Annotated in this window: 16 protein-coding genes and 1 pseudogene; 9 read left to right on the forward strand and 8 right to left on the reverse strand. The window is 47.9% G+C overall.

Annotated features, from left to right (window positions below; translation table 11 throughout):
• Nucleotide 1 precedes the first annotated feature (1 nt).
• The 3 genes and pseudogenes from EHQ17_RS15460 to EHQ17_RS15470 form a co-directional block, all read left to right on the forward strand.
• A pseudogene (locus EHQ17_RS15460) lies at nt 2-847 on the forward strand (class I SAM-dependent methyltransferase); the annotation flags it as partial.
• A complete protein-coding gene (locus EHQ17_RS15465) occupies nt 814-1,680 on the forward strand; it encodes a TrmH family RNA methyltransferase (protein WP_135590484.1) in 867 nt (288 codons plus the stop codon). The pseudogene EHQ17_RS15460 and the gene EHQ17_RS15465, both read left to right, overlap by 34 nt.
• Complete coding sequence (locus tag EHQ17_RS15470) at nt 1,677-2,804, forward strand: glycosyltransferase family protein (RefSeq protein WP_135590483.1); 1,128 nt, start codon at nt 1,677-1,679, stop codon at nt 2,802-2,804. Before EHQ17_RS15465 ends, EHQ17_RS15470 begins: the two co-directional genes overlap by 4 nt.
• A 10-nt stretch (nt 2,805-2,814) precedes the next feature.
• Here the strand turns inward: EHQ17_RS15470 and mdoH are convergent, their stop codons facing one another.
• The 5 genes from mdoH to EHQ17_RS15495 all read right to left on the reverse strand — a co-directional run bounded on the left by mdoH (nt 2,815) and on the right by EHQ17_RS15495 (nt 13,349).
• Nucleotides 2,815-4,989 (reverse strand): glucans biosynthesis glucosyltransferase MdoH, encoded by a 2,175-nt coding sequence (gene mdoH / locus EHQ17_RS15475; protein WP_135590482.1) that lies wholly within the window; start codon nt 4,987-4,989, stop codon nt 2,815-2,817.
• Nucleotides 4,986-5,471, reverse strand: a complete 486-nt coding sequence (locus tag EHQ17_RS15480) for a hypothetical protein (RefSeq protein ID WP_135590481.1) — start codon at nt 5,469-5,471, stop codon at nt 4,986-4,988. Before EHQ17_RS15480 ends, mdoH begins: the two co-directional genes overlap by 4 nt.
• Nucleotides 5,455-7,059, reverse strand: a complete 1,605-nt coding sequence (locus tag EHQ17_RS15485) for an OpgD/OpgG family glucan biosynthesis protein (RefSeq protein ID WP_135590480.1) — start codon at nt 7,057-7,059, stop codon at nt 5,455-5,457. Before EHQ17_RS15485 ends, EHQ17_RS15480 begins: the two co-directional genes overlap by 17 nt.
• Nucleotides 7,060-7,223: 164 nt before the next feature.
• Nucleotides 7,224-11,720: a glutamate synthase large subunit gene (gltB, locus tag EHQ17_RS15490; RefSeq protein ID WP_135590479.1), complete on the reverse strand. Its 4,497-nt coding sequence runs from the start codon at nt 11,718-11,720 to the stop codon at nt 7,224-7,226.
• Nucleotides 11,721-12,044: 324 nt separating this feature from the next.
• Nucleotides 12,045-13,349 carry a hypothetical protein gene (locus EHQ17_RS15495; protein ID WP_135590478.1) on the reverse strand — a complete coding sequence of 435 codons (1,305 nt, stop codon included), beginning with the start codon at nt 13,347-13,349 and terminating at the stop codon, nt 12,045-12,047.
• Nucleotides 13,350-13,351: 2 nt separating this feature from the next.
• Here EHQ17_RS15495 and EHQ17_RS15500 point away from each other — a divergent pair, with 2 nt between their 5' ends.
• The 3 genes from EHQ17_RS15500 (at nt 13,352) to EHQ17_RS15510 (ending at nt 14,834) form a co-directional block, all read left to right on the forward strand.
• On the forward strand, nt 13,352-13,636 hold the full coding sequence (locus tag EHQ17_RS15500) for a hypothetical protein (RefSeq protein WP_135590477.1): 285 nt from the start codon (nt 13,352-13,354) through the stop codon (nt 13,634-13,636).
• 584 nt (nt 13,637-14,220) lie between these two features.
• Entirely contained in the window at nt 14,221-14,481 is a 261-nt protein-coding gene (locus EHQ17_RS15505; RefSeq protein ID WP_135590476.1) for a type II toxin-antitoxin system HicA family toxin, read from the forward strand.
• On the forward strand, nt 14,478-14,834 hold the full coding sequence (locus tag EHQ17_RS15510) for a type II toxin-antitoxin system HicB family antitoxin (RefSeq protein WP_135590475.1): 357 nt from the start codon (nt 14,478-14,480) through the stop codon (nt 14,832-14,834). Before EHQ17_RS15505 ends, EHQ17_RS15510 begins: the two co-directional genes overlap by 4 nt.
• Before the next feature lie 671 nt (nt 14,835-15,505).
• Here EHQ17_RS15510 and EHQ17_RS15515 read toward each other — a convergent pair.
• From EHQ17_RS15515 to EHQ17_RS15525, 3 genes are all read right to left on the reverse strand, one after another.
• Nucleotides 15,506-16,138 carry a class I SAM-dependent methyltransferase gene (locus EHQ17_RS15515; RefSeq protein WP_135590474.1) on the reverse strand — a complete coding sequence of 211 codons (633 nt, stop codon included), beginning with the start codon at nt 16,136-16,138 and terminating at the stop codon, nt 15,506-15,508.
• Nucleotides 16,139-16,265: 127 nt separating this feature from the next.
• Nucleotides 16,266-16,655, reverse strand: coding sequence for a DUF1801 domain-containing protein (locus tag EHQ17_RS15520; protein WP_135590473.1), 390 nt, complete (start codon nt 16,653-16,655; stop codon nt 16,266-16,268).
• Nucleotides 16,656-16,720: 65 nt separating this feature from the next.
• The gene (locus tag EHQ17_RS15525; RefSeq protein ID WP_135590673.1) at nt 16,721-16,954 is read right to left on the reverse strand and encodes a hypothetical protein; all 234 of its coding nucleotides are present in this window, start codon (nt 16,952-16,954) and stop codon (nt 16,721-16,723) included.
• 254 nt (nt 16,955-17,208) lie between these two features.
• Between EHQ17_RS15525 and ispG the strand changes: the two genes are divergently transcribed.
• The 3 genes from ispG to EHQ17_RS15540 all read left to right on the forward strand — a co-directional run bounded on the left by ispG (nt 17,209) and on the right by EHQ17_RS15540 (nt 22,623).
• Nucleotides 17,209-19,200 carry a (E)-4-hydroxy-3-methylbut-2-enyl-diphosphate synthase gene (gene ispG, locus EHQ17_RS15530; protein ID WP_135590472.1) on the forward strand — a complete coding sequence of 664 codons (1,992 nt, stop codon included), beginning with the start codon at nt 17,209-17,211 and terminating at the stop codon, nt 19,198-19,200.
• Between the two features lie 343 nt (nt 19,201-19,543).
• Entirely contained in the window at nt 19,544-21,346 is a 1,803-nt protein-coding gene (locus EHQ17_RS15535) for an adenylate/guanylate cyclase domain-containing protein (RefSeq protein WP_135590471.1), read from the forward strand.
• Complete coding sequence (locus EHQ17_RS15540) at nt 21,346-22,623, forward strand: FecR family protein (protein ID WP_135590672.1); 1,278 nt, start codon at nt 21,346-21,348, stop codon at nt 22,621-22,623. Before EHQ17_RS15535 ends, EHQ17_RS15540 begins: the two co-directional genes overlap by 1 nt.
• Nucleotides 22,624-22,679: the final 56 nt, after the last annotated feature.

Genomic DNA, 22,679 nt, shown 5'->3' on the forward strand with positions numbered 1-22,679 from the left:
AGGAACTTATTCCCTGATCGACTCCGGAAACTTTAGAAAACTGGAACAGATCGGACCTTATACGATCATTCGCCCTTCCCCCGTGTCCGCATGGCCCGAAACGAAACCCGCTTTATGGAAAAACTTCCACGGAGAATACGTTCGTTCGGACAAAGGCGGAGGTTCCTGGAAATGGAACAAAAAGGTGGACGAGGAATTCTATATTCAAATTTTAGAATATTCTATAAAAATAAAATTTACGCCGTTCGGACATTTGGGAATATTCGCGGAACAGCTAGAAAACTGGAAAAAAATACAGACGTTGAGCGCCCAACTCAAAAAAGAGGAGGAAGTGCTGAACCTTTTCGCGTATTCAGGAATATCCACCTTGGCGGTGTTAGACGGGGGAGCCTCCGCTTGTCATCTGGATTCCTCCAAAGGAATGGTGGATTGGGCCAGGGACAACGCCTCCGCGTCCGGACTCGCCGACAAAAAGGTGAGGTGGATGGTGGAGGACGTCCTGAAATTCCTGAGACGGGAAATCAAACGAGGAAAGGATTACCGCGGGTTCATTCTCGATCCGCCGACGTTCGGACGGGGAGCGAGCGGAGAAGTTTTTAAGATCGAAAAAGATCTGCCTGAACTCATGGATCTGCTGATGGAATTATGCGGCGGCAAACCGGACTTCATAGTATTGACCTGTCATTCCACTGGATTCAGCCCGTTGGCGCTGCAACGGATCTTGGAAGGAAGGATCCGCAACAAGGGACGTTTTCATTTGGGAGAACTTTCCATCCCCGAACAAAGCGGAAGACTTTACCCCGCCGGATCCAATTGTATCTATGTCTCGGAGAGACTATCGCTTTGAAGAAGGACGCCGAACCGCACGTATTGGAGATCACGAGTTTTTCCAACGAAAAACTGAAACAGATTTCCCACTTAAAGGAGAAAAAACACCGGGAAAGTTCGGGATTGTTTTTTATCGAAGGTTACCGCGAAATCCATCGTGCACGAAAATCGGGGAAAATAGAATTCCAAAACGTATTGTTTTCCCCGGAATGTTTTTTGGGAGAAAACGAATATTCCCTGATCTCCGAAATCGGAGTCAGATCGATCAAGGTTCCCAAAAAGATCTTCGAAAAAATTTCCTATAGAGATCGACCGGACGGACTCGTCGCCACCGCTCGCATTTATCCGGTCGGGTTGGACGCGTTCCGTAAGGAATCGGAAAACACATTCAAAAATTCTAAACCGATTTTGGTGATCGAAGGAGTGGAAAAACCGGGTAACCTAGGAACCATCCTAAGAACCGCGGAAGGGGCAGGATTCCATACGGTATTGGTAACCGACCCGAGACTGGATCTTTTTAATCCGAACGTGATTCGGGCCTCCACCGGTGCGTTGTTTACGTTAAACGTTTATCTGGGAGAAACCGAGGAGGTTTACTCCGTTCTCAAGGAAAACGGCTACAAAACGTTAGCCGTAACACCGGAGGCGAAAAAAAGATATTTCGAAACCGACCTTCGCGGAAAAATCGCGCTCGTTTTCGGAAGCGAACAATACGGACTCTCGGACTACGCGAGGAGTTCCTCGGATGAATACGTTTCACTCCCCATGTACGGGGAAGCCGACTCTCTCAATTTGGCGATGTCCGCCGGAATCGTAATGTATGAAACGGTAAGGCAGGGAATCGTAAAATGAGAATCACGTATTACGTAAGCGGACACGGATTCGGACATATCAGCCGTTCCGCGGAAATCGTATTTCATCTGCTACGCGGTTATCCCGATCTGGAAATCGAACTCGTCACGACGCGCGGAGAATTCCTACGCACACTTTCGTTTAACCCGGAGGATACTTCCCTGACCGAACGTCTGAAAGTACGCGACAAAAGCGTGGACGTGGGAATGATCCAAAAGGATTCCCTTTCGATAGACGTACGATCCACGGAATTCGCATTAGAGGAATTTAATATTCAAAAATCGTATATTCAAATTTCGGAAATAGAAGCCTGTCTCGACTTCGAAACCGAGCTGGTGATCTCTGACGCGGCATCCCTTCCGTTCACAGTGGCCGACAAGATCAAGGTTCCTTCCTTGTTCGTCGGAAATTTCACCTGGGATTTCATATACGCGGGTTATTCGGACGTATCTCCCGTTTTCGCGCGCGCGGCCGAAATTTTTTACGCCGAGTATTATCAAGCCACGTTCGGATTACTTTTACCGTTCGATTGCCCCGCGGATTCACTTCCCGAGCGGAAAAAAATAGGCCTCGTAGGAAGAAGGCCCACCCTCGACAAACGAAGTGCTCAAAAACGATTCGAATTGTCCGACGACAGGATCAATCTTCTGTTTTCCTTCGGAGCCTACGGGCTCAAAGAAGCACCGTTCCATTGGAATTCCCTGGATCCACAACGGTATCGAATCGTATTATCGGGTACTAATATAAATCTCGACGAAATTCCGGAACGCCTACGCTCCAGCGTATGCACCTTTTCCGGAATTCACTACCCCGACTTGGTCGCGGCTTGCGACTACGTAATCACAAAACCCGGTTACGGAATATTAAGCGAAGCGGTTTACGCGGAAACTCCGGTTTTGTATACGGATCGCGGAAATTTTCCGGAAGTACCGTATCTGATCAAAGCGCTTGAGGAAGAGATTCCGTCCGCATATCTTTCCAACGAGGAATTGTTCGCGTTCCGATTCGAACCCGCGATCGGACGCGTTCGGTCCTGGAAAGGAAAACCTTCTCCCCTATTCAAACGGGATGGAAGAGAAGACGTCAAACACGCGGTCGGCGTTTTTTTAAGACTGATCCAATGATCGAACCGACTTAGGACGAAGGTCGCACATCGTGGTTTTTAAGTTCGGAGAATTCATACGGCAAAACGACCTTACTCAATAAAATCTCCCGTTGATACGCGAGAAAGGAATTCCTCCACCAATACGAACAGTTTTTCAAATCGTTCGTCCAAAGCCAAACGTGAAGCTCCTCGACAGAATCATAATCCCATAATATTCTAAATAACTGTTTCGCACTCAAAGCGGAAGGTCCTTTTTCCCGAAACAAATCTCTGAGTTCCCGCAGATATTTTTTTCTACCAGGTGTTTCCCGATTTCGTTTTCTCAAACGGGAACGATGAAACTCATTAAGAACCGGATCGGCTATCGTCAAAAAAATTCCCCGATTCTGGGTCGCATCTCCGACCGCTTCCGAATAATCTTCGCGAAACCGATTCAGACGTTCCAAAAGATTCGCTTCCCGCGATTCGGCAGGATTACGCAGAAGTCCGAAATCGGTTTTCCATTTGGTGGATTTCGAAGTCCATAGCGAGATAGGATACGAAAAAATCCAACCCGCGAGTAATGGGAGAAACCAGAAAAAAAGAACCGGATAGGATACGAACATCCAAATTCCGAGACCGAGTCCGTAAAAACACGCGGGTAACAGCGTATAGGCAAGAGCGCGAAAATCGGCACCGGAGTCCGCGTCTCGATTCTGCGGGCCCCATTCTATTTTACGATTTAAGAATGTAAGAAGTATGAACCGGCTGTATTGAACCATATAAACCGGTGCCATAAAAACGGAATGAAGGAATTCCAAAAAGAAGGAAACTGTCCAAGAAAAAAAACTCCCGCCCCATTCCCTTCTTCGAAAAAGGCTTACCTCCAAAAAGGAAACGATCCTCGGAAGAAAAAGCACGAACAACGTATAACCTTGCAACGTGTATGCGATCGGAAGATATAGATCGTCCCGAAAGGCGGCCCAGTCCTCGGGCAACAAGGCGAGTCTGAAAAAATCCACGTCTTCGATCGTGGTCAAGGAAGAGGAGATCAAAAGTAAAGCCCAAAGAGGAGAACTGAAATAGGAGAAAATTCCCAAGAGAATCTGAAGTCTGCTTGAAAAACGTAGTCCCCCTCCGAATAAAAACCAGAAGTGTTGAAGATTTCCCTGGCACCATCGATTGTCCCGTTTGAGCGCCTCAAGCACGTTAGGCGGTGCTTCCTCGTAGGAACCCTTCAGATCGGCGGCGAACCAAACGCTGTAACCCGCCTTGCGGAACAAGGCCGCTTCGATCGTATCGTGACTCAGAATTTTTCCGCCGATCGCACTTTCTCCCGGAAGACCGGGTAAGCCGCAGTATTTCATAAACGGTTGGAGGCGGACGATCGCATTGTGTCCCCAAAAAGGTCCGGACATTAATTGCCAAAAAAATGAGCCAGCGCCGAAAACCCCGCCTCCCGCCCAAGCTCCGAACGCGGAAAGTTTTTGAAACAAGGACTTCGTTTCGATCACTTCGGGGACAGTCTGAATGATTCCGGCGTCGGGAATTTTTTCCATCAGGCATATTAGATTTTTCATACATTCACCGGTCATAACGCTGTCCGCGTCCAGAATGATCATGTATTTATATCTTTTACCCCAACGACGACAAAAGTCCGCGATGTTTCCCGATTTTTTATTCAGATTCAGTCTACGTTTCCTGTAATAGACCCTACCCTTATTTTCCGGTTTGGCGCTTAATACGGAAAAGGCCTTTTCTTCGAGCGCCCAGAGATTGGGATCGGAAGTGTCGGAAAGGATGAAAAAATCGGTCTTTTTCTCCAGACCGTTGTCCGCGATCCCCCGAAGCATACATTCCGCTCCTGCGAAAATACGAGCTACGTCCTCGCAATGAACTGGCATCACGACCGCAACCGGCGGAATGTTTTTTAGAATATCATTATTTTCTAATATTTTTGATATCCGAAGCGGGTCCCCTCCCCTCAACTTTTGGATGAATCCGAAAATGGATGTCGCCGCGCCGAAACAGATGACCGGGAAAAGCGCGCAAAATAGGATCAAAGTAGCCCATTCAAATGGGCTAATAGACTGAAACGAAAGGAATTGCACTTCCAAAAAGACGCCTATGATTACGAAGAAAAAAACGAGACCTCCAAAACTCAAACGCCTATAAGTCAGAGTTTTCGAATCCACGAGATATCCGCCCGTAGTATTCGCTCTCATCGCAAAAGCCCGTACAACAGAAAGGAATAGACGGCGGTCCAGAATAACACCGAGAAAACGATCGCCACCGGTTCCAAATTTTCCTTAGGTTCGGCGAGTTCTCCTAACGTCCCGAAATCGACCGGATTCGGTATCATTCTCGCCGGTTCGATCATGGGAAGTTCCGGAGCCTCGTTTCTTTTTACGTTCCCAATTCCGGATTCAAGAAAAAGCCGCATCCATTCCTCTTCCAACTTGCGTTCGTCTTCCGAAAAAACGGCGAGTTTCGTTTTCCGAGAGGAAGTTTTATCGTTTTGTCTTTGCGGAAATTCGTGTTCCGCGCGGATTCTCAGTTGGTTTATAAATTCGGATAGTTCGGAATGAGTCAAAATCGGATCTTTGATACCGGAAGCGACACAGTACAATTCCGCCTTCGCGTAAAGACGGGAAAGAATCTCCCGATAACGGGAGACAAACTCGTCCGATTCAGATCGCGGATTCAAGAGTAAACGTCCAGATTTCGCTAAGATCTTCCTGATTTTTTTTCAAGACCGCCCGCAGCTCGGCGGGTTTATTCCTGTTTTTCTGCACGACTCGGAACGTCAATCTCCACACGCCGGTCTCTTCGATTTTTTGAATATTATAATCCGCTAATTCAGCATTTTCTCCCGTGTCGATGGCCGCCTGAAGATACGTAAACGGATCCAGGTTTTTCAGTTTTTCTCCGGAAAAATCCACGTAAAAAACGCGCATATCGGATTCTCCCGGAACCGGAGCGACTCTCGTGGAAACGGTTTTTGCAAGTTCCTCCGGAAGAGGATCTTCGTTTAACCAGCGTATTGTATAACTGAATTCGAATGGTTGTAAAGGCACCGGAACGGAGGAAGGAACCCAAAACGCTCCGACGTTATCGTCAGAATCCTTGATCGTTGGAATCTGCAAAAGTTGAACGCTTCCTTTTCCCCAGTTTCCTTCGGGTTCTACCCAGGCGGAAGGTCTGAGATGATACTTCATGGAATTGTCTTGATAACTCGAAAAATTCCTGTCCCTCTGGATCAAGCCGAACGCCTTCGGATTTTCGTCTAAGAATGCGTTGATCGTGACGCGTCTCGGATTATCGAGAGGTCTCCAGATCCATTCTCCTTTTCCGTTTTCGATCATCAGTCCGTCGGAGTCGTGAGATTCAGGATACGCTTGTCCTTCCGGAATTCCGCGCGTCTCCGAATACCAATACATCGATGTCAAAGGAGCGATCCCGAGTCGATCCACCTTGTTTCTCAAAGTGACTTCCGCGTTTACGTGAACCGACGAAACCTTGCCGGGTGAAATCTGAAATTCATACGCACCCGTTGCGGTTTTTCCGTCTAACAGAGCATATACGAAAATCGTGGAATCGGTTTTGTCCGGATGAACGATCCAGAAATGCGTAAACCCTGGAAAATCCTCCGGATACGACATTCCCGTGTTGATCGCGATTCCGCGCGCAGAAAGTCCGTAGACCTGTTTTTTGGAAACCATCCTATAATAACTCGCGCCTTGAAAGACGGTGAATTCGTCCGTATGTTCCTGAGTATTCAGAGGATAGTGAATTTTGAATCCCGAATAACCCAGATTAGGCGGAATCTCCCCCTGAATCTTAAGATGACTGAGATCGAAATAACTTCCGTCGTAGGGAATTTGTCTCGCAAGATCCGATCTGACTTCGTGCAACGTCACGTTGGTATTATACAAATGTCCCGGATGAAAGAACTGGATCTGGAAGGGATTTCCTTCCTTTTTCCAGAGAGAGGATTCCGGTTTAAACCGTATGTTCTTGTATTGGTCCCAACTGAGTCCTTTCAGGAAATTCGTGGATACGAACTGAGGTTTCACATAACGTCCGTGCGCCATGCTGCGGGCCTTTTTTTTCAAGTCTTCGAACGAAAACTTCGTTATGGGAATTTTTATCCCGGACACAGGATCGAGAGCGACTTCTTCCGTTTCCGGAAACTTAAAATCCACCGGGCTGATTTCTTTTTTCTGCTGACGATTGGCTACCGCAAACAGGAGTATGGTTGCGAAAAATGCGAGTGCGATGTGTATTCTTAACATTGTATTTTTTCCAGCAAAGAAGCCCGTCCGACGGGATTCTAAGAAAATTCTTCAATGAGAAGATTCTATCTTTCTAACTTGATCGAAAGCGGATCTCCTCCTGGACCCGTCCGCCGTTTTTTAGGACCGTCCGGGAGAAGATTCCGTTCGTTATAGTCCGTCTTTTATTTCGGAACTACCTTCACGAAATAATTTTTGTTCCCTTCGAAATCCTTTAGAATTCCCTCCGAAAGATCGGAAGCAGTCAACTTGGAGTGTTCGCCAATTAAATTCTTGATCACCTCGTAGTCTCCGTTTTCCAGATCCACGGTCTTTACGTATTCCTTATTGAGAAGAGGTTGAATGTCCCATCCCTTTTGATAGAAATACGCGACTCCGCCGGTCATTCCCGCGCCCATATTCTTACCTACGCTTCCGAGGCAGACGATGGTTCCGCTGGTCATGTATTCGAGGAAGTGATCTCCTGCGCCTCCGACTACCGCTTCCGCTCCCGAGTTACGGACTCCGAAACGTTCTCCCGCTCTTCCCGAACAGAAAAGTTTTCCGGAGGTCGCTCCGTAAAGACAAGTGTTACCGATGATCGTATTCTCATACGCTTTGAGTTTGGACTTGCGATGTTTTTTGATCACAATCACACCGCCGCAGAGTCCCTTCCCGACGTAGTCGTTCGCATCTCCGTGTAAGGTGATCTGAACTCCCTTGACGAGCCACGCTCCCAGGGATTGTCCAGCGGTTCCTTCCAGGATGATTTCCAGTTTTCCGGGCAATCCCTTGGATCCGTATTTTCTCGCGATGAGACCCGAGATCTTCGCGCCGACGGTTCGGTTCGTGTTGCGCACCAAGTAGGAAAGCGCCATGGAAGATTTTCCTTCCAACGCTTTTTCCGCGTCCTTGATGATACGATCATCCAATACTTCTCCGATCGGTTCTTTGCGGACCGATCTGTCTTTTTTCTGTTTTGCAGGATCGTAGAACAGAGGCAAACGCACCAAGATCGGATTGAGATCGAGAGAATCCAAACGATCCCTTTCGTAACGAGTGATCTGCTTGAGAAGATCGGTCCTTCCGATGATTTCGTCGATCGATCTGAATCCGAGTTCCGCGAGATATTCTCTCACTTCGAGAGCGAGACAAGTGAAAAGATTTACGAGTTGATCCGGAGATCCTTTGTATTTCGCGCGGAACTTGATGTCCTGCGTCGCGATTCCGGTAGGACAGTTGTTCAAGTGGCATTTCCTCGCCATGATACAACCTAAAGCGACGAGCGACGCGGTTCCCACTCCGTATTCTTCCGCACCCAAACAAGCCGCGATGATCACGTCCCTTCCGGATACGATCCCTCCGTCCGTTCTTAATACGACTCGGTCGCGCAGCCCGTTCATTACTAAAACTTGATGTGTTTCGGAAAGACCAAGCTCCCAGGGAGAACCCGCATACTTGATCGAAGTGATCGGAGCCGCGCCGGTTCCGCCCACGTGACCGGAAATGAGAATCACATCGGCGTTCGCCTTTGCGACACCGGCCGCGATCGTTCCCACTCCCGCTTCGGAGACGAGTTTCACGGAAACTTGAGCCTTATGATTGGCCATCTTCAAATCGTAGATGAGCTGCGATAAATCTTCGATCGAATAGATATCGTGGTGAGGAGGAGGAGAAATTAAATCGATCCCCTGCGGAGTGTGACGGTTGGTCGCGATCTCCTCGTTGTTCTTCTTACCGGGAAGCTGACCGCCTTCTCCGGGTTTTGCACCCTGTGCGATTTTGATTTCGATTTCGGTCGCGGAATTCAGATACTCCGAAGTCACACCGAATCTTCCCGAAGCGATCTGCTTGATGGAAGAATTCGCGAGATCCCCGTTTTCGTTCACTACGTACCGGGAAGGATTTTCCCCGCCTTCCCCGGAAGAAGACTTAGCACCTAACCGGTTCATGGCGATCGCGAGATCCGTATGCGCCTCGATGGACAACGCACCGTGAGACATTCCAGGCGTTAAAAAACGTTTTTGAATTTCGGTGACGGTTTCCACTTCCTCGATCGGGATCGGCTTTCTGGCTACGAAATCGAACAAGTCGCGGATGTTGATCGGATCGCTTTCCTTGAGAATCTTAGTCGCTTCTTTGAACGCTTCGTAGTCGTTATCGACCGCGGCCTTTCTTAAGAATTTAACGACCCTCGGAGACCAACGGTGCGGTTGATCGTCCTTCTCGGAGATGAAGTCTTCCGGATTGAGTTCTTTGTAGAATGCCTGTTCGTGATTTCGGAGAATGTTCTGTTCGATCCCGCCGATTCCGATTCCGGAAATCCGTGAATACGTTCCGGGGAAATACTTGGACACGAGAGTTCTCGAAAGTCCGATCGCCTCGAACACCTGACCGCCCACATACGAGGAAAGAATGGAGATTCCCATCTTGGACATGATCTTGAGAAGTCCGTCGTCCACTCCGTAGCGGTAGTTTCCGCAGATCGTGTGGAACGCAGGACGGGTTCCGTCTTCCGCGTCGAATTCCCCTTTTTCCCAAAGATCGAATAACGTGTCCCAGATCAGATAACTGTTTACGCCGGAAGCCCCGTATCCGAGCAACACGGCCACATTATGAATTTCGAATGCGGATCCGGTTTCCACGAGGATCGAAACGGCGGAACGGGTTTTGTTGCGGATCAAATGGTTGTGAACCGCCGCGACCGCGAGTTCCATAGGAATCGGAGCGCGTTCTTTCGAAAGTTTTTTGTCCGAAAGAACGAGAATGTTCGTTCCCGACTTAGCCGCTTGCAACGCCTGTTCGAGAAGTGAGTCGAGCGCCTTTTCAAGATAGTTTCGATTTGGATTGGCTTCCGCTTCGACGTGCGCCTCAAAGGTTGCGTCTAACGTGAGAATTTTATACGGCTTTCCGTCCATCTCGCGGATCCGTTTCAGATCCAAATTGGTGAGATACGGATGGGAAAGAACCAGACAGTTCTGCGGTTTTTCGTCTCCGAACAGGTTCATCTTTTTGACAAGACGGGTATAAAGAGAGGTCACGCCCTTCTCGCGGATATAGTCGATCGGAGGATTGGTTACCTGAGCGAATCTCTGACGGAAATAGGTGTAAAGACCGATACGAGAAAGCATCAGGATCGACAGAGGAGTATCGTCTCCCATGGAGCTGATCGCTTCTTTTCCCTGATGCGCCTGCGGTTTGATCACCGACTTTTGTTTAAACGGAGAATAGGCAAATAATACCTGTCTTCTTCTAAGATCGTCACCTTTGTAGGTGATCGTTTCCTGCATCGACGCGTCGAGATCCTGGTTGAGATACGAGACGTTTTCTTTGGACCATTCTCTGTAGTCGTATTTCTTTTCGAAGAGGGAATTGATGTCCTCGTTGTAGTAGAGCTTTTTCTCTTTTAAGTTGATCCCGATCATTTCTCCGGGACCGAGACGTCCTTTTTTGGTTACGATCTCTTCGTCCACTTGAACGAGTCCGGCTTCGGAACCCATGATCAAAAGACCGTCTTCGGTGACCGCGTAACGCGCAGGACGAAGGCCGTTTCTATCAAGCGCCCCTCCGATCCAGTCCCCTTCCGCAAACGCGAGAGCGGCCGGTCCGTCCCAAGGTTCTATTAAAGTATTATTATATTCGTAAAAACTTTTCAGTTCTTCGGACATCGTAAGGTTTTTGGACCAAGCGTTCGGAACGAGCATCGCTTTTGCCTGCAACACGTCCTTTCCGGAACGAACGATCGCTTCCATCGCGTTGTCAAGACTCGCGGAGTCGCTCATGTGAGGACGGATGATCGGATGGATTTCTTTTTGATATTCTCCCCATTTTTTGCACTCGAGTTCTTCTTCGCGTGCGAGCATCCAGATTCTGTTGCCGACAATGGTGTTGATCTCTCCGTTGTGGGCGAGAATCCGGAAAGGCTGTGCGAGAGCCCAAGAAGGAAACGTGTTGGTGGAATATCTCTGGTGAAAGATACAATACGGAGAAACCATCTCTTGCGAGTTCAAATCTTCGTAGAACTGCGAAACCTGGTTTCCGTTGAAGAGTCCTTTGAACACGATCCTTTCCGAGGAAAGGGAACAGATATACAAATCTCCCGCGAGCGAAAGACGATCCGCGTCTCTCATCAATTTTTTCTGGATTAAAAATAACTTCGTTTCGAAGTCTTCGCTCGACATTCCTTCGGGTTTGCCGATGAGAACTTGTTCGATCTGGGGTCTGGATTGGTTCGCCTTTGGTCCGAGGACTTCCGGATTTACGGGAACGTATCTCCATGCGTAAAGTTTAAAGTTGAATTCCATAAGCGCCGACTCGACGAGACTGCGGCACATGTCCTGTTTATCGATGTCTTCTCTCGGAAGAAAGATCATTCCGACACCGATCGAATCCTCGTCCGGTCTACGATGCCCCATCTCTTCGATGTAGGTTGCGAACAACTTTTTCGGAATTTGGATCATGATACCGGCTCCGTCTCCGGTGACCATATCCGCGTCCACAGCTCCCCTATGGGTAAGACAGGCGACGGCCTTCAAACCCATGGATACGATTTTGTGGCTGCTTTCTCCCTGAAAGGAAGCAACAAATCCCACTCCACAGTTATCATGTTCGAACGACTTTTCATAAAGACCGTTTTCTTCCAGATACCGTTGAAGTTGTAGTTGTTCTTTTACGTCATTCATCTGCAGAGATCCCTCATCATCCAATTTCCCTGGTTTACAAAAATGCGTCGGGTCGCCCTTGGCTGAAATTTCAGCAAAATTCACCAGCTATGTCCAATAAAACGAGAGTTGCGTAAATTGAAAACATTCTTTTAAAACAGAGGATTGAAATACTGTATCCCTCTTCCATTTCCAAGCGTATCACAAGAATCGGAATTTCGAAATCGGAAATCGGTAGACGCTCGGGGCTTAGACGCAAACTGCCTCAAGATTAAGCAATTCGTATTCAGAGATCCACGAACGATAAGAAAGAAGTTTCGGATCGAAGAGGAGTTGGTCCGATTCTCAGAGGACCTGAAGGGAAGGAAGAAAAAGATCGGAAAGTTTTTTTCTTTGCGTCGCGTCCGGAATTCTTAGAAAGAGCTGCTCCAACTTTTGACGCAACGAAGTCGTATCCGGATATTCGTCGTAGATTTTGAGAATATGAGGCCAGGCTTTTTTGACGAGTTCTTCCATACCCGGCCCCGCCGCTTTGGAGGAAACGAACGCGCGTTCCAATGCGTTGCGTAACTTTGCGAAGGTTCTCGTTAGATCGAGCACCTTCCACAATCTCGTCTCCTTGATTCCGACGCGGGAGGAAAGAGAAGATAGAATCGAATTCCAATCCACGGGTTCGTTTTTGAATTCCTTCAGAACATAGGAATGAAGTTGAACGAGCGCTCCTAGTTCGGGAGGGAGGGTCATGAGCCATCGTTTATAAACATCCGGCTGTCCGTCTTTTTGGAATTGGCGGACACGGTTTATACTTTCCATATATTTGGAAAACGGAATGATCACCGGAGGTTCTTCCGGTTCCGACGCGGGTTCTTCGGCGAACGCCGATTCGTCGAAACCTCCGAACTGAAGGTCGTCGATGTCGGTTAACAATTCTTCTCCGCCCGATGAAACCACAGCTGCGGCGACTTCGTCGTCTTCCAATTCTTCTTTTTGAAGGACGATCGGTTTTCCCGAAAACTCGGAGCCGAATTTTTCCACGAGCTCGGTAAGGATCAAGGCCTCCGGTCCCTTACGGATCGGAACGGGAGGTGGGGCTTTTTTGGCGGCAGACGAAGACGAATCCGCTTCCTTAGCCGCATCTCCGAACGAAGAAAGGGATGGTTCTATGTCCTTCCCCGTTGCGTCGTCCCGAAGAACTACGTAACCTTCCATTCCCACAAAACGTTTTCCAGGCGGAACGAGGGTCCCGATCATTTCCACGAGCTCTTCCGAAATCCGGGAATATTTTTTTTTCTTCGGTTTCCCCGCTCCGGCTTTTTCTTGTTCGATGAGTTTGTTTTTGATCCCTGCGTGCGCGTTCATGAAATTTTTCGTCATGAACGCGGAAAGTTCGGCTTGGGAAATTCCCAGATATTCCGCAAACTTGGGAAGATGATCGAAGAACTGTTCCGTCTTCTGAATATTCCCTACGATATACGAGCGGATCCTTTGTTTGAGAACTTCCTGTTCCGTCGGCGGGATTTTTTTTCCCGAAATCAATCCGTTGAAAAGCTGAATGTGCGTATGAAAATAGCTGAGGAACTCTCCGTAGGGAGTGAGTTCGAATTCTCCGTGAGAATTTTGTTCTATGATCTTTTTATCGTTTCCGGACATATATGATTGATTCGATGGAAATCGGAACACATCCTAAAGAACGGCGTCTCCGGCCGTCGATTGGTCAGTTTTCGCTCCGTTTTCAGGAATTCAAGACATTTCGGGCGATTCCACAAGGCCGCAAATACTACGAACAAAACCGTTTCGGCAGAAATCCAGAGATCGTCGTTGTGCGGGGAGCTGTGCGCGTGTGCGGGGGAACTGCGCGCGTTTATACGAACTTCGTGGAAGCGAGCGAAGTGCGGTGGGTGTGCGGGGGTCCGGGCGTTTATACGAACTGCGCGTAAGCGTGGGAACAGCAGCGCGACCGCGGGACCTGTGCGCGTTTATACGAACTTCGTGGAAGCGTGGGAAGTGCGGTGAGTGTGCGGGAGAACTGCGGGCGTTTATACGAACTTCGTGGAAGCGTGGGAAGTGCAGCGTGAGCGCGGGAGCTGTGCGCGTTTATACGAACTTCGAGTAAGCCCGGGAACAGCAGCGCGACCGCGGGGACCTGCGCGTTTCTGCGAACTGCGTGTAAGCCCGGGAAGTGCAGCGCGAGTGCGGGGGTTGTGCGGGAGCTACGCGCGTTTCTGCGAACTTCGTGGAAGCGTGGGAAGGGCAGCGCGAGTGCGGGAGAACTGCGGGCGTTTCTGCGAACTGCGTAGAAGCGTGGGAAGTGCAGCGCGAGTGCGGGGACCTGCGGGCGTTTCTGCGAACTGCGTGGAAGCGTGGGAAGTGCGGTGGGTGTGCGGGAGCTGTGCGCGCGTTTCTGCCAACTGCGTGGAAGCGAGCGAAGGGCGGAATGTGGCTGAATTTTGCATTCGAGATCGGAATAAAAATGTGACTAAATATTAGTTGCAATTTTCAAAATTTACTTTAAAAAAGGATTGTGTCGAAGGGCGAAAAGTTAGTAGAAAGATTTAAAGGAAAACCAAGAGATTTCTCTTACGATGAGCTTAGAAAACTCCTCTCTAATTATGGATATAATGAAAATAATTCCGGCAAATCCTCTGGCTCAAGAGTCGCTTGGATTCATCCTAAAACGAAGCATATTATTAGACTTCATAAACCTCACCCGAAGAATATTTTGAAGTCGTACCAGATAAATCAAATTTTAGATGAATTAAAATCGGAGGGCTACATAAAATGAAAGATATTATCGAATATAACGGCTTTTTAGGCTCTGTTCATTTTGATGCAGATGATGAAGTATTTTTTGGAAGAATAGAAGGAATTGAAGATTTAGTTTCCTTTGAAGGTAAATCAGTTAAACAATTAAAGAAAGCATTTCAAGAATCAGTAGATGATTATTTAGTTTTATGTCAAAAAGCTAAAAAAAGTCCAGAGAGATCTTTTAAAGGTTCATTTAATGTTCGCATACCAACAGAACTTCATAGACGCGTCTATAGAAAATCTTTGAGAGAAGGAATCTCTTTGAATCAATTAGTTCAGAGAGCTTTAGAAAAAGAAATTACCGATCTTAAAACGCCACACTTCAGCTAACTACGGTTTTTCACTTCGTTCGGAATCGCTCATACAATCCTCACTACGGGCTAAAGCCACATTTGCTTTGTCACTCGGTTTGCAAGACGTTCACTAAGGTTCGCTCAGAACTTGTTCCAACCCCTTCGCGCCAGTGCTTCGGGAACGCAAAAGTCGAGAAACCTACGTCGAAGGGCGGAGCTACGAACTTCGTGGAAGCGAGCGAAGGCCGGCGCGACCGCGGGAGCTGTGCGTGTTTATACGAACTGCGTGGAAGCGAGCGAAGGCCGGCGCGACCGCGGGAGCTGTGCGTGTTTATACGAACTGCGTGGAAGCGTGGGAAGTGCAGCGTGAGCGCGGGAGCTTTGCGCGTTTATACGAACTTCGAGTAAGCCCGGGAACAGCAGCGCGACCGCGGGGACCTGCGGGCGTTTATACGAACTTCGTGAAAGCGCGGGAAGTGCAGCGCGACCGCGGGAGCTGTGCGCGTTTATACGAACTGCGTGTAAGCCCGGGAACCGGACAACGGTTCTATCTATGCCGCGAATGCGCTTCTACGAACTTCACACAACCTCGGCAATACAAGGCACCACGACCTGCCCGAACTGCGCACAGACCGAATGAACATCAGAACTACATAATATTCACAAAACAACCCGACCGAGGAAATTGTATCGGAGGTGTTTTACGTTTCAGGGGAGCGTTTTTTTTCGTCCAAAAAATCGGAGCACAGAACCTTTCCCGTTGTGAAACTTTCCTTCTCGCAAATCGACCTCGCGCTCCTGTAATTCCAGAATTTCGTAATTCGGAAAGTCGGCCTCGATCTCTTCGACGGAAAACAACATCGCCAACTCCCTCGGCCCGCCGACGCTTTCGTCTTTAGTCACGTAGTCGATATGTTTCTTACTAAAAGCCTCGAATATCACGGTTCCGCCGACGCGCAAAAGTAGATTTAGTTTTTTATGATATTCTGATTTGATTGCGGCAGGAAAATGGGCGTAGATAAGCGCGATCGTATCGAACGTCTGAGGCAGAAAACCCAGAGAATCCAACTCCCCCACCCGATAGTCGATCGCAACTTCGTTCTTTACCGCCAAACGCAGAGCCTTCTTTTTTCCTTCTTCGCTGATATCGAACGCACACACTGACCAACCGAGTTTGGCGGCAAAAACCGCATTTCGACCTTCACCTTCCGCGGCGAACAAAACGGAACCGGGGGATAACGTTTTTAACGTTTCCTCCAAATAAAGATTCGGCTCCTCACCGAACGCGTATTCTGCGTTACTGTATCTTTCGTTCCAACGATTCAACCAAGATTCATCCATAAAACCCGCACCTTTTGCATCCGAATATCATCGATCGGGAAACGATCCTAAAAAAACATCCGCTTCAAAAAACGATCGATTCGAATCCGATCGATCCTCAAAAAAGAAACTGCTTTCGGTTGAAAAGTCATTTCAACCGTTCCAACACTCCTTTTCTTTTTACGATGTTCTTATAATCCCACTGGATCTTTTTCGCCTTTAGAATCCAACGTTTTAAATCCTTTTTGTCGATCTGATCGGAATGTGTATAACGCACTTCGGCCGCCTTAAAACTTCCTTCGGGAGATAAACCCTCTTCTTCGAACGATTGTCCGCTCCAAAAAAGTAAACGTATACAATGTTTGAGTTTGCTATAACCGACGACGGGATTACCTTCCAAAAACCAAACCGGATGGCCGTGCCAGATTTTATTCTCCGCTCCGGGAAGATGCGAGTCGATTTCTCTCGAAATGATTTCGCAGATTTTTCTTTCTTCTTCTGCTTGCGCGTCGTTGTAATTTAGAGTGTCTTGATTCATAACCGTTCGTCCTAAATCAGACGACGTCGTCTGGATTTTTTTAGCCTAACGATCGGAATCGTTTTCTAAATTCTCTCTTTGATCAATCCTTCCCCCGATCTCAGAGAAAGGATCCGATAACGAAGAAACGTGTTGCAAGTTGCCTCTTCCGTATAACGCACCAAATCGTAGTCCGGACGAGGTGAACGGAAAAAATTGGAGTGAAACAGTCGTTCCGAAATCTCTCTCTGAATATGCGCCCTCGCCTCTGTTCTTCTCGCATACTCCGAAGGAATGATGACCTCGTTTTTATAGGACAGAATATTACCGCGATAAATCGCGACCGTAACCCGGATTCTATACGTTTCGGGCGTTTTGTTAAAAGGAAAATCCATATACTCTCGATTCCCTGGATGTGATTGTACTATCGGAGTTCGATGAACCGGAATCAAATCGTCCCGGAAAAAATAACGGAACGTTTTCGATAAAAAAGGAGAATGACGAGGCGGGAATTCCCCGTAAATTTGTCAGATGAGAGGACCGCGGCGAAAAAAATCGCCGGATAAAAGTCGAAATGAACTTTAGATACAACTCCACCCCGTTCGCTTATCAAAGAAGAAAAACCAGAGAAGTCAAAGTCGGAGACGTGGGAATCGGCGGAAACAATCCGATCCGGATCCAATCGATGACCAACACAGACACGCGTGATACGGAAGCAACTGTCCGTCAAATTCTGGAACTGGAACGTGCGGGTTGCGAAATCGTACGACTCACGGTTCCCTCCCAACCCGACGCGGACAACCTTCCTTCGATCCGCAAAGAACTCAAAAAGTCCGGAAGTAAGGTTCCCTTGGTCGCGGACATTCATTTCACCCCGAGCGTGGCGATGAAATCCGTGGAATACGTGGAGAAAGTGAGAATCAATCCGGGCAACTTCGCCGATAAGAAAAGATTCAACGTTCGGGATTATACGGACTCGGAATACGGCGAGGAATTGGAAAGGATCGCCGAGGTTTTTTCTCCTCTCGTCCTTCGTTGTAAGGAATTGGGGACTGCGATGCGTATCGGGACCAATCACGGTTCTCTTTCCGATAGGATTATGAACCGATATGGAGACACTCCTCAGGGAATGGTGGAATCCGCGATCGAATTCATACGAATCGCAGAAAGTTTAAATTATTATGATATTATTGTAAGCATGAAGGCCTCCAATCCGCAGGTGATGGTGCAGGCGTATCGAATGCTCTCCGCGAGATTCGGAGAACTAGGAATGGATTATCCTCTCCACCTCGGAGTCACGGAAGCCGGCGACGGCAAGGACGGTAGGATCAAATCGGCGGTCGGCATCGGTTCCCTTTTGGAGGACGGTCTCGGCGATACTATCCGGGTATCCCTCACCGAAGATCCCGTTTTGGAGATTCCCGTAGCCCGATTTCTCGCGGATCGTTTTAACGGAAGAAAATCGGAATTAGAATCCGCAAAAGGTTATTCCGAATTCAGAAATCCGTTTTCCTACCAACGTTTTTACAGCAGCGAAATCCGAGTGGGAAATTTCGAAGCTGGAGAAAAACATCCCGTCCGTGTGGAAACCGTTCTTCCGTTCTCCGACGCGAAAACCTTCCTAGCCGACGTGGCACGTTTGTATCAGTACGGCAAAAATCTTTCCATAGAACCGGAAAGTATTCTGGTCGATTCTCCGGAACCGGATCGTTTGGAGGAAATTTCGGAAGCCGCGGCAGCACTTTCAATTCCTGTCGGAATCATTCTAGGAGACAAAATTTCCCTGAACGAAAAACTGCAAAAGGAACTCGCCCGTTTTTCCAGAATCGTCTTCGATCCTTTTTTGCAATTTCAGGACGGAGAAAAAATGTTATCACTTTTGCGCGACAGACAAAACGCGGGCTTCTATTCGGAGATAAGGACCGTCTCTGAAAAACTTTCGTCCCTACGCGGACTTCCCGAAACGTTAGGCGAAACCGGAATCAAAAACGTTTTATTTTCGCTGAGTACTTCGCGCATCCTCCACGATTACCGCAAACTCGGCAACATACTTTCGAATTCGGAGTTCCCGATCGTGTTACACGGCTCATTTTCGGATCCGGAAGAAGCGCTCTACGGAGCCTCTATCGGAATCGGAGGCCTACTCATAGACGGAATCGGGGATCTCGTCCGGATACAAATTCCGGGAACGGAAAACATAGAAGAAATACTACAACTTTCCTACGATCTATTGCAGGGAACCAGACTTCGTTTAACAAAAACGGAATATATTTCCTGTCCTTCGTGCGGAAGAACCCTCTTCGACCTACAGGAAACCACGGCCAGAATCAAATCCAGAACCGGTCATCTCAAAGGCGTCAAAATCGCGATCATGGGTTGTATCGTAAACGGCCCCGGAGAAATGGCGGACGCCGACTTCGGTTACGTAGGCGCCGGTCCGGGAAAGGTTCATCTCTACAAGGGCAAAGAGATCGTGATGAAAAACGTTCCCAGCGAAGAGGCGGACGAAAAACTCGTGGAACTCATCAAAAACCACGGACTTTGGCAGGAACCGGCCCTAGGCTGACGCGGAATTTTCTATCCTTCCGATTTAGAAAGCGGAACCGCTTCCGTTCCGTTTTTTCGTTTTTTCATTCCTAAAACTTCCTCGTCCGAGGAAAAATTTGCCCTTTGGGAAATAATTTCTGGATGGAATTCCACAACTTCGCCCCGAATTTAGAGTCGATTTCGACACAATATCCCGCCCGCCATTTTATAGAATGGAAATCTACGTATAAATAGTTATTTACTGAATTCCGAAACCGCGAAATCCGATCATTTTAAAAGAATCCGTAAAATAGTCTTGTTTTGTGGATTTATGCGAATGAGATAGACTCAATCAAAAGGCAAGATCGAACGACGGAAACGTTATGAACTCATTTCTCAATTTATATAACTGGAACATTCGACGTAAGCTCATGGTGATCATTTCGATCATCATCTTGGTATCGTTAGGCGTAATCATATCCTTGGCCACTTATTTCTTCAAATCGGACAACGAGGTTCGAATCAAGGAGAACAACTTAAAACTGACCGACGTGATCAGTCAAAAGGTCCGCTCGGATATCGCCTCCTTGACCAAACGTTCCCTTTTACTTGCGCGGACGGTGGCCGGCAGCGAGGAATCGAACGAAATCCTGGAGGGCGACGAGGACATATTCTATCTGAAAATTTTCCGAAAGGAAAACAACGAATACGCCGGAGTCAAACGTGTTCAAAAGGAAAACGTCCTCAAAGGAATGAAATTGTCCGCCGAAGACGCGGATAAGATCGTTAGACGCCATTTGAATTCCCAAAAAAAGGTACAGATCGGAAAGCCGGTCGTGCAGAACGTATCTCCCGATTTTCGCAAACCTGTCCTTTATCTTTCCGTGGCTTTGGGAGACGGAACCAATTCGGCGATCGTAGTCGCGTTAGTCAGCATGGATTCCATTCTGGATTCTTTCAAAACGTCGGGGATCACGCAGTTCTTTCTCGTAGACGCGGACGGAAAAGTCATCGCTCACTCGGATACGACTCTTCTTCTCAAACAAACCGATCTTTCAGAGGACCCGATCGTAAAAAATCTTTTGGAAAGTTCGATCAGCAACGGACAAACGAGATACAAAGGAAAAGACGAACAGTTTTATCTCGGTTCCTTCCGGAGAATCGGATACGCCGGTCTGGGAGTTGTATCGACCACTTCGGAAAAAAAAGCGTTCGAAGAGGTTTATAACATTCAGAAGAGAAACCTCTATCTGATGTTTCTCGTCGTAAACGTCTCGATCTTGTTCGTGTTTTTTTATTCGAGAAGATTGACCAGACCGATCCTAAAACTCGTGGACGCTTCCAAACAGATCGAACAGGGAAACTTCCACATTCAACTCCAACCCGAATCGGGGGACGAAATCGGGAAACTCACCTCTTCCTTCGTGGAAATGGGAAAGGGTTTATCCGACCGCGATAAGATGAAAGACGCCTTCGGCAAGTTTGTAAACAAGGACATCGCCGAAATGGTTCTCAAAGGAGAGGTCAAACTAGGAGGGGATAAACGAGAATGTGTGATTTTATTCTCGGATATCCGCAGTTTTACATCCATCTCCGAAAGGATCGAACCGGAACTCGTCGTCGAATTTTTAAACCAGTATTTTACGGAAATGGTCAAGTGTATCAATGCGAACGGTGGAAGCGTCAACAAATACATCGGAGACGCGATCATGGCGGTCTGGGGAGAACTGGGACATACCGATTCGGACACGGAAAAAGCCGTTCTCGCGGCTTTGGATATGCGCAAGAGCCTGATTCAATTCAACAAAGGAAGAGGATCCGAAAAAAAACCGAAGATCCAGATCGGTATCGGGATCAACACGGGAGAAGTGATCGCGGGACAGATCGGATCCGAGGACAGATTGGAATACACCGTTATCGGAGACACGGTCAACCTCGCCTCCCGAGTCGAATCCTTGACCAAGGTTTTCGGAGCGGATATTCTGATCACTGGGAATTCCTACGAAAAGATAAAAGGAAAGTTCAACGTCGAAAAATTGAAACCGATCAAGGTAAAAGGGAAAAAATCCCTGCAGACCATCTACGCGGTGTTAGGTTCTACGAAGGATAAAAACTGTCCCAAAAATCTAAAGGAACTCAGAAAACAAATCGGCCTAGAGTTCAAACCCGGCGGATCGAAAGAATGATACAAGAACGGCTCCTCACCGGCGACAGACCGATTCTGCTCGTTTTGTTCTTCAATATCCTTTTTTTCAGTTCGGTGTTCTTATACGACTATACCCGTTACGGATATCAAGGTTCGCAAAAGGTGATCGGAACCGTCCTTTTTAAATCCAAAACCATCCAAAGGAAATTCGACACGGAAGTCGTTTGGAGGGAAATCGACGCGGGAAACTCCCTACAAAACCGGGACACGATTTTGACTTCGGAAGGGTCTCAGGCGAAACTCAGACTTTTGGACGGAACCGAAATAATGATCGCCGAAAATTCTATGATCTTCATCGATTATCTGGATAACCGGGCCAATTTGGAGATATCGGTCGGCGGATTGCAGGTCACCAAACGTCCCGATCCGAAAGACTCCAATTCCAGTCCTCTCGGCATCCGATCCGGAGACGGAGTTCTCAAACTCGTCGAAGGAATCGTAAACGTTGAAAAAAAGAAAAATCAGAGAACGTTGGAATACGCGGTTCTATCCGGAACGATCAAACCCGATCCAAGCAATCCGTTTCCGATGATACCCAGACGATCGCTGGAAGGATTCGAAAAATTATTTCCCGTTCCGGCGAGCATTCAAACGACCGAAACGTTAGGCGCAACCGCTTCTACGGGAACCGCGATAAACAATCCCGATAAAAACAAAACGAACGGCACGAGTAACGGAACGAACGTTTCAAACTCGGACGGAAGATCATCGAACGTTTCCCGCACGAATTCAGAATCCGGAACCTCGTCGTCCAGTGCAAGTGATCCGGCCGATTACGGAAAATACGACAACGGAAATCCGAATTCCAAAACTACGTCTTCCTCCGGCGGAAACGGCAATACTTCCGCGTCCGGAAAGGCGGCAGGAAACGGACAAAACGGAATCAATACGAAGTCCGATCTGAAACTGGAACGTGCGAATTCCTCCCGGGAAAAGGAAGGGAAAACATCCCGGAGCGAAAGCGGTTCCTCTTCGTCTCGAACCGGATACGATCCCGGCGATTACCTCAAAGGACAAAAATACGAACAAAACAAGATCCAGGAAAAATCCGATCCGAATTCCGGACCGAAAAAAGCCGAAACCAAAACCGGAGAGGCCGCACGAACCGAGACAAAAAACGGAAATACGAATCCAACCGAGGTCAAAAAAACCAAAGCACCTAGGGAGTTGACTCCGGAAGAATTGCTCAGACAGGAAAAGGAAAAACGAAGAAGAGAACGGGAAGACAAAGAACAAAGGGATTTTTTGAGAATGTAAATGAATCTTTACTCCGAATCTCGGTCTTCCCAGTTTTCGTTTTGATCGAAAATAAA

Source organism: Leptospira gomenensis, assembly GCF_004770155.1.
Classification (GTDB): Bacteria; Spirochaetota; Leptospiria; order Leptospirales; family Leptospiraceae; genus Leptospira; species Leptospira gomenensis.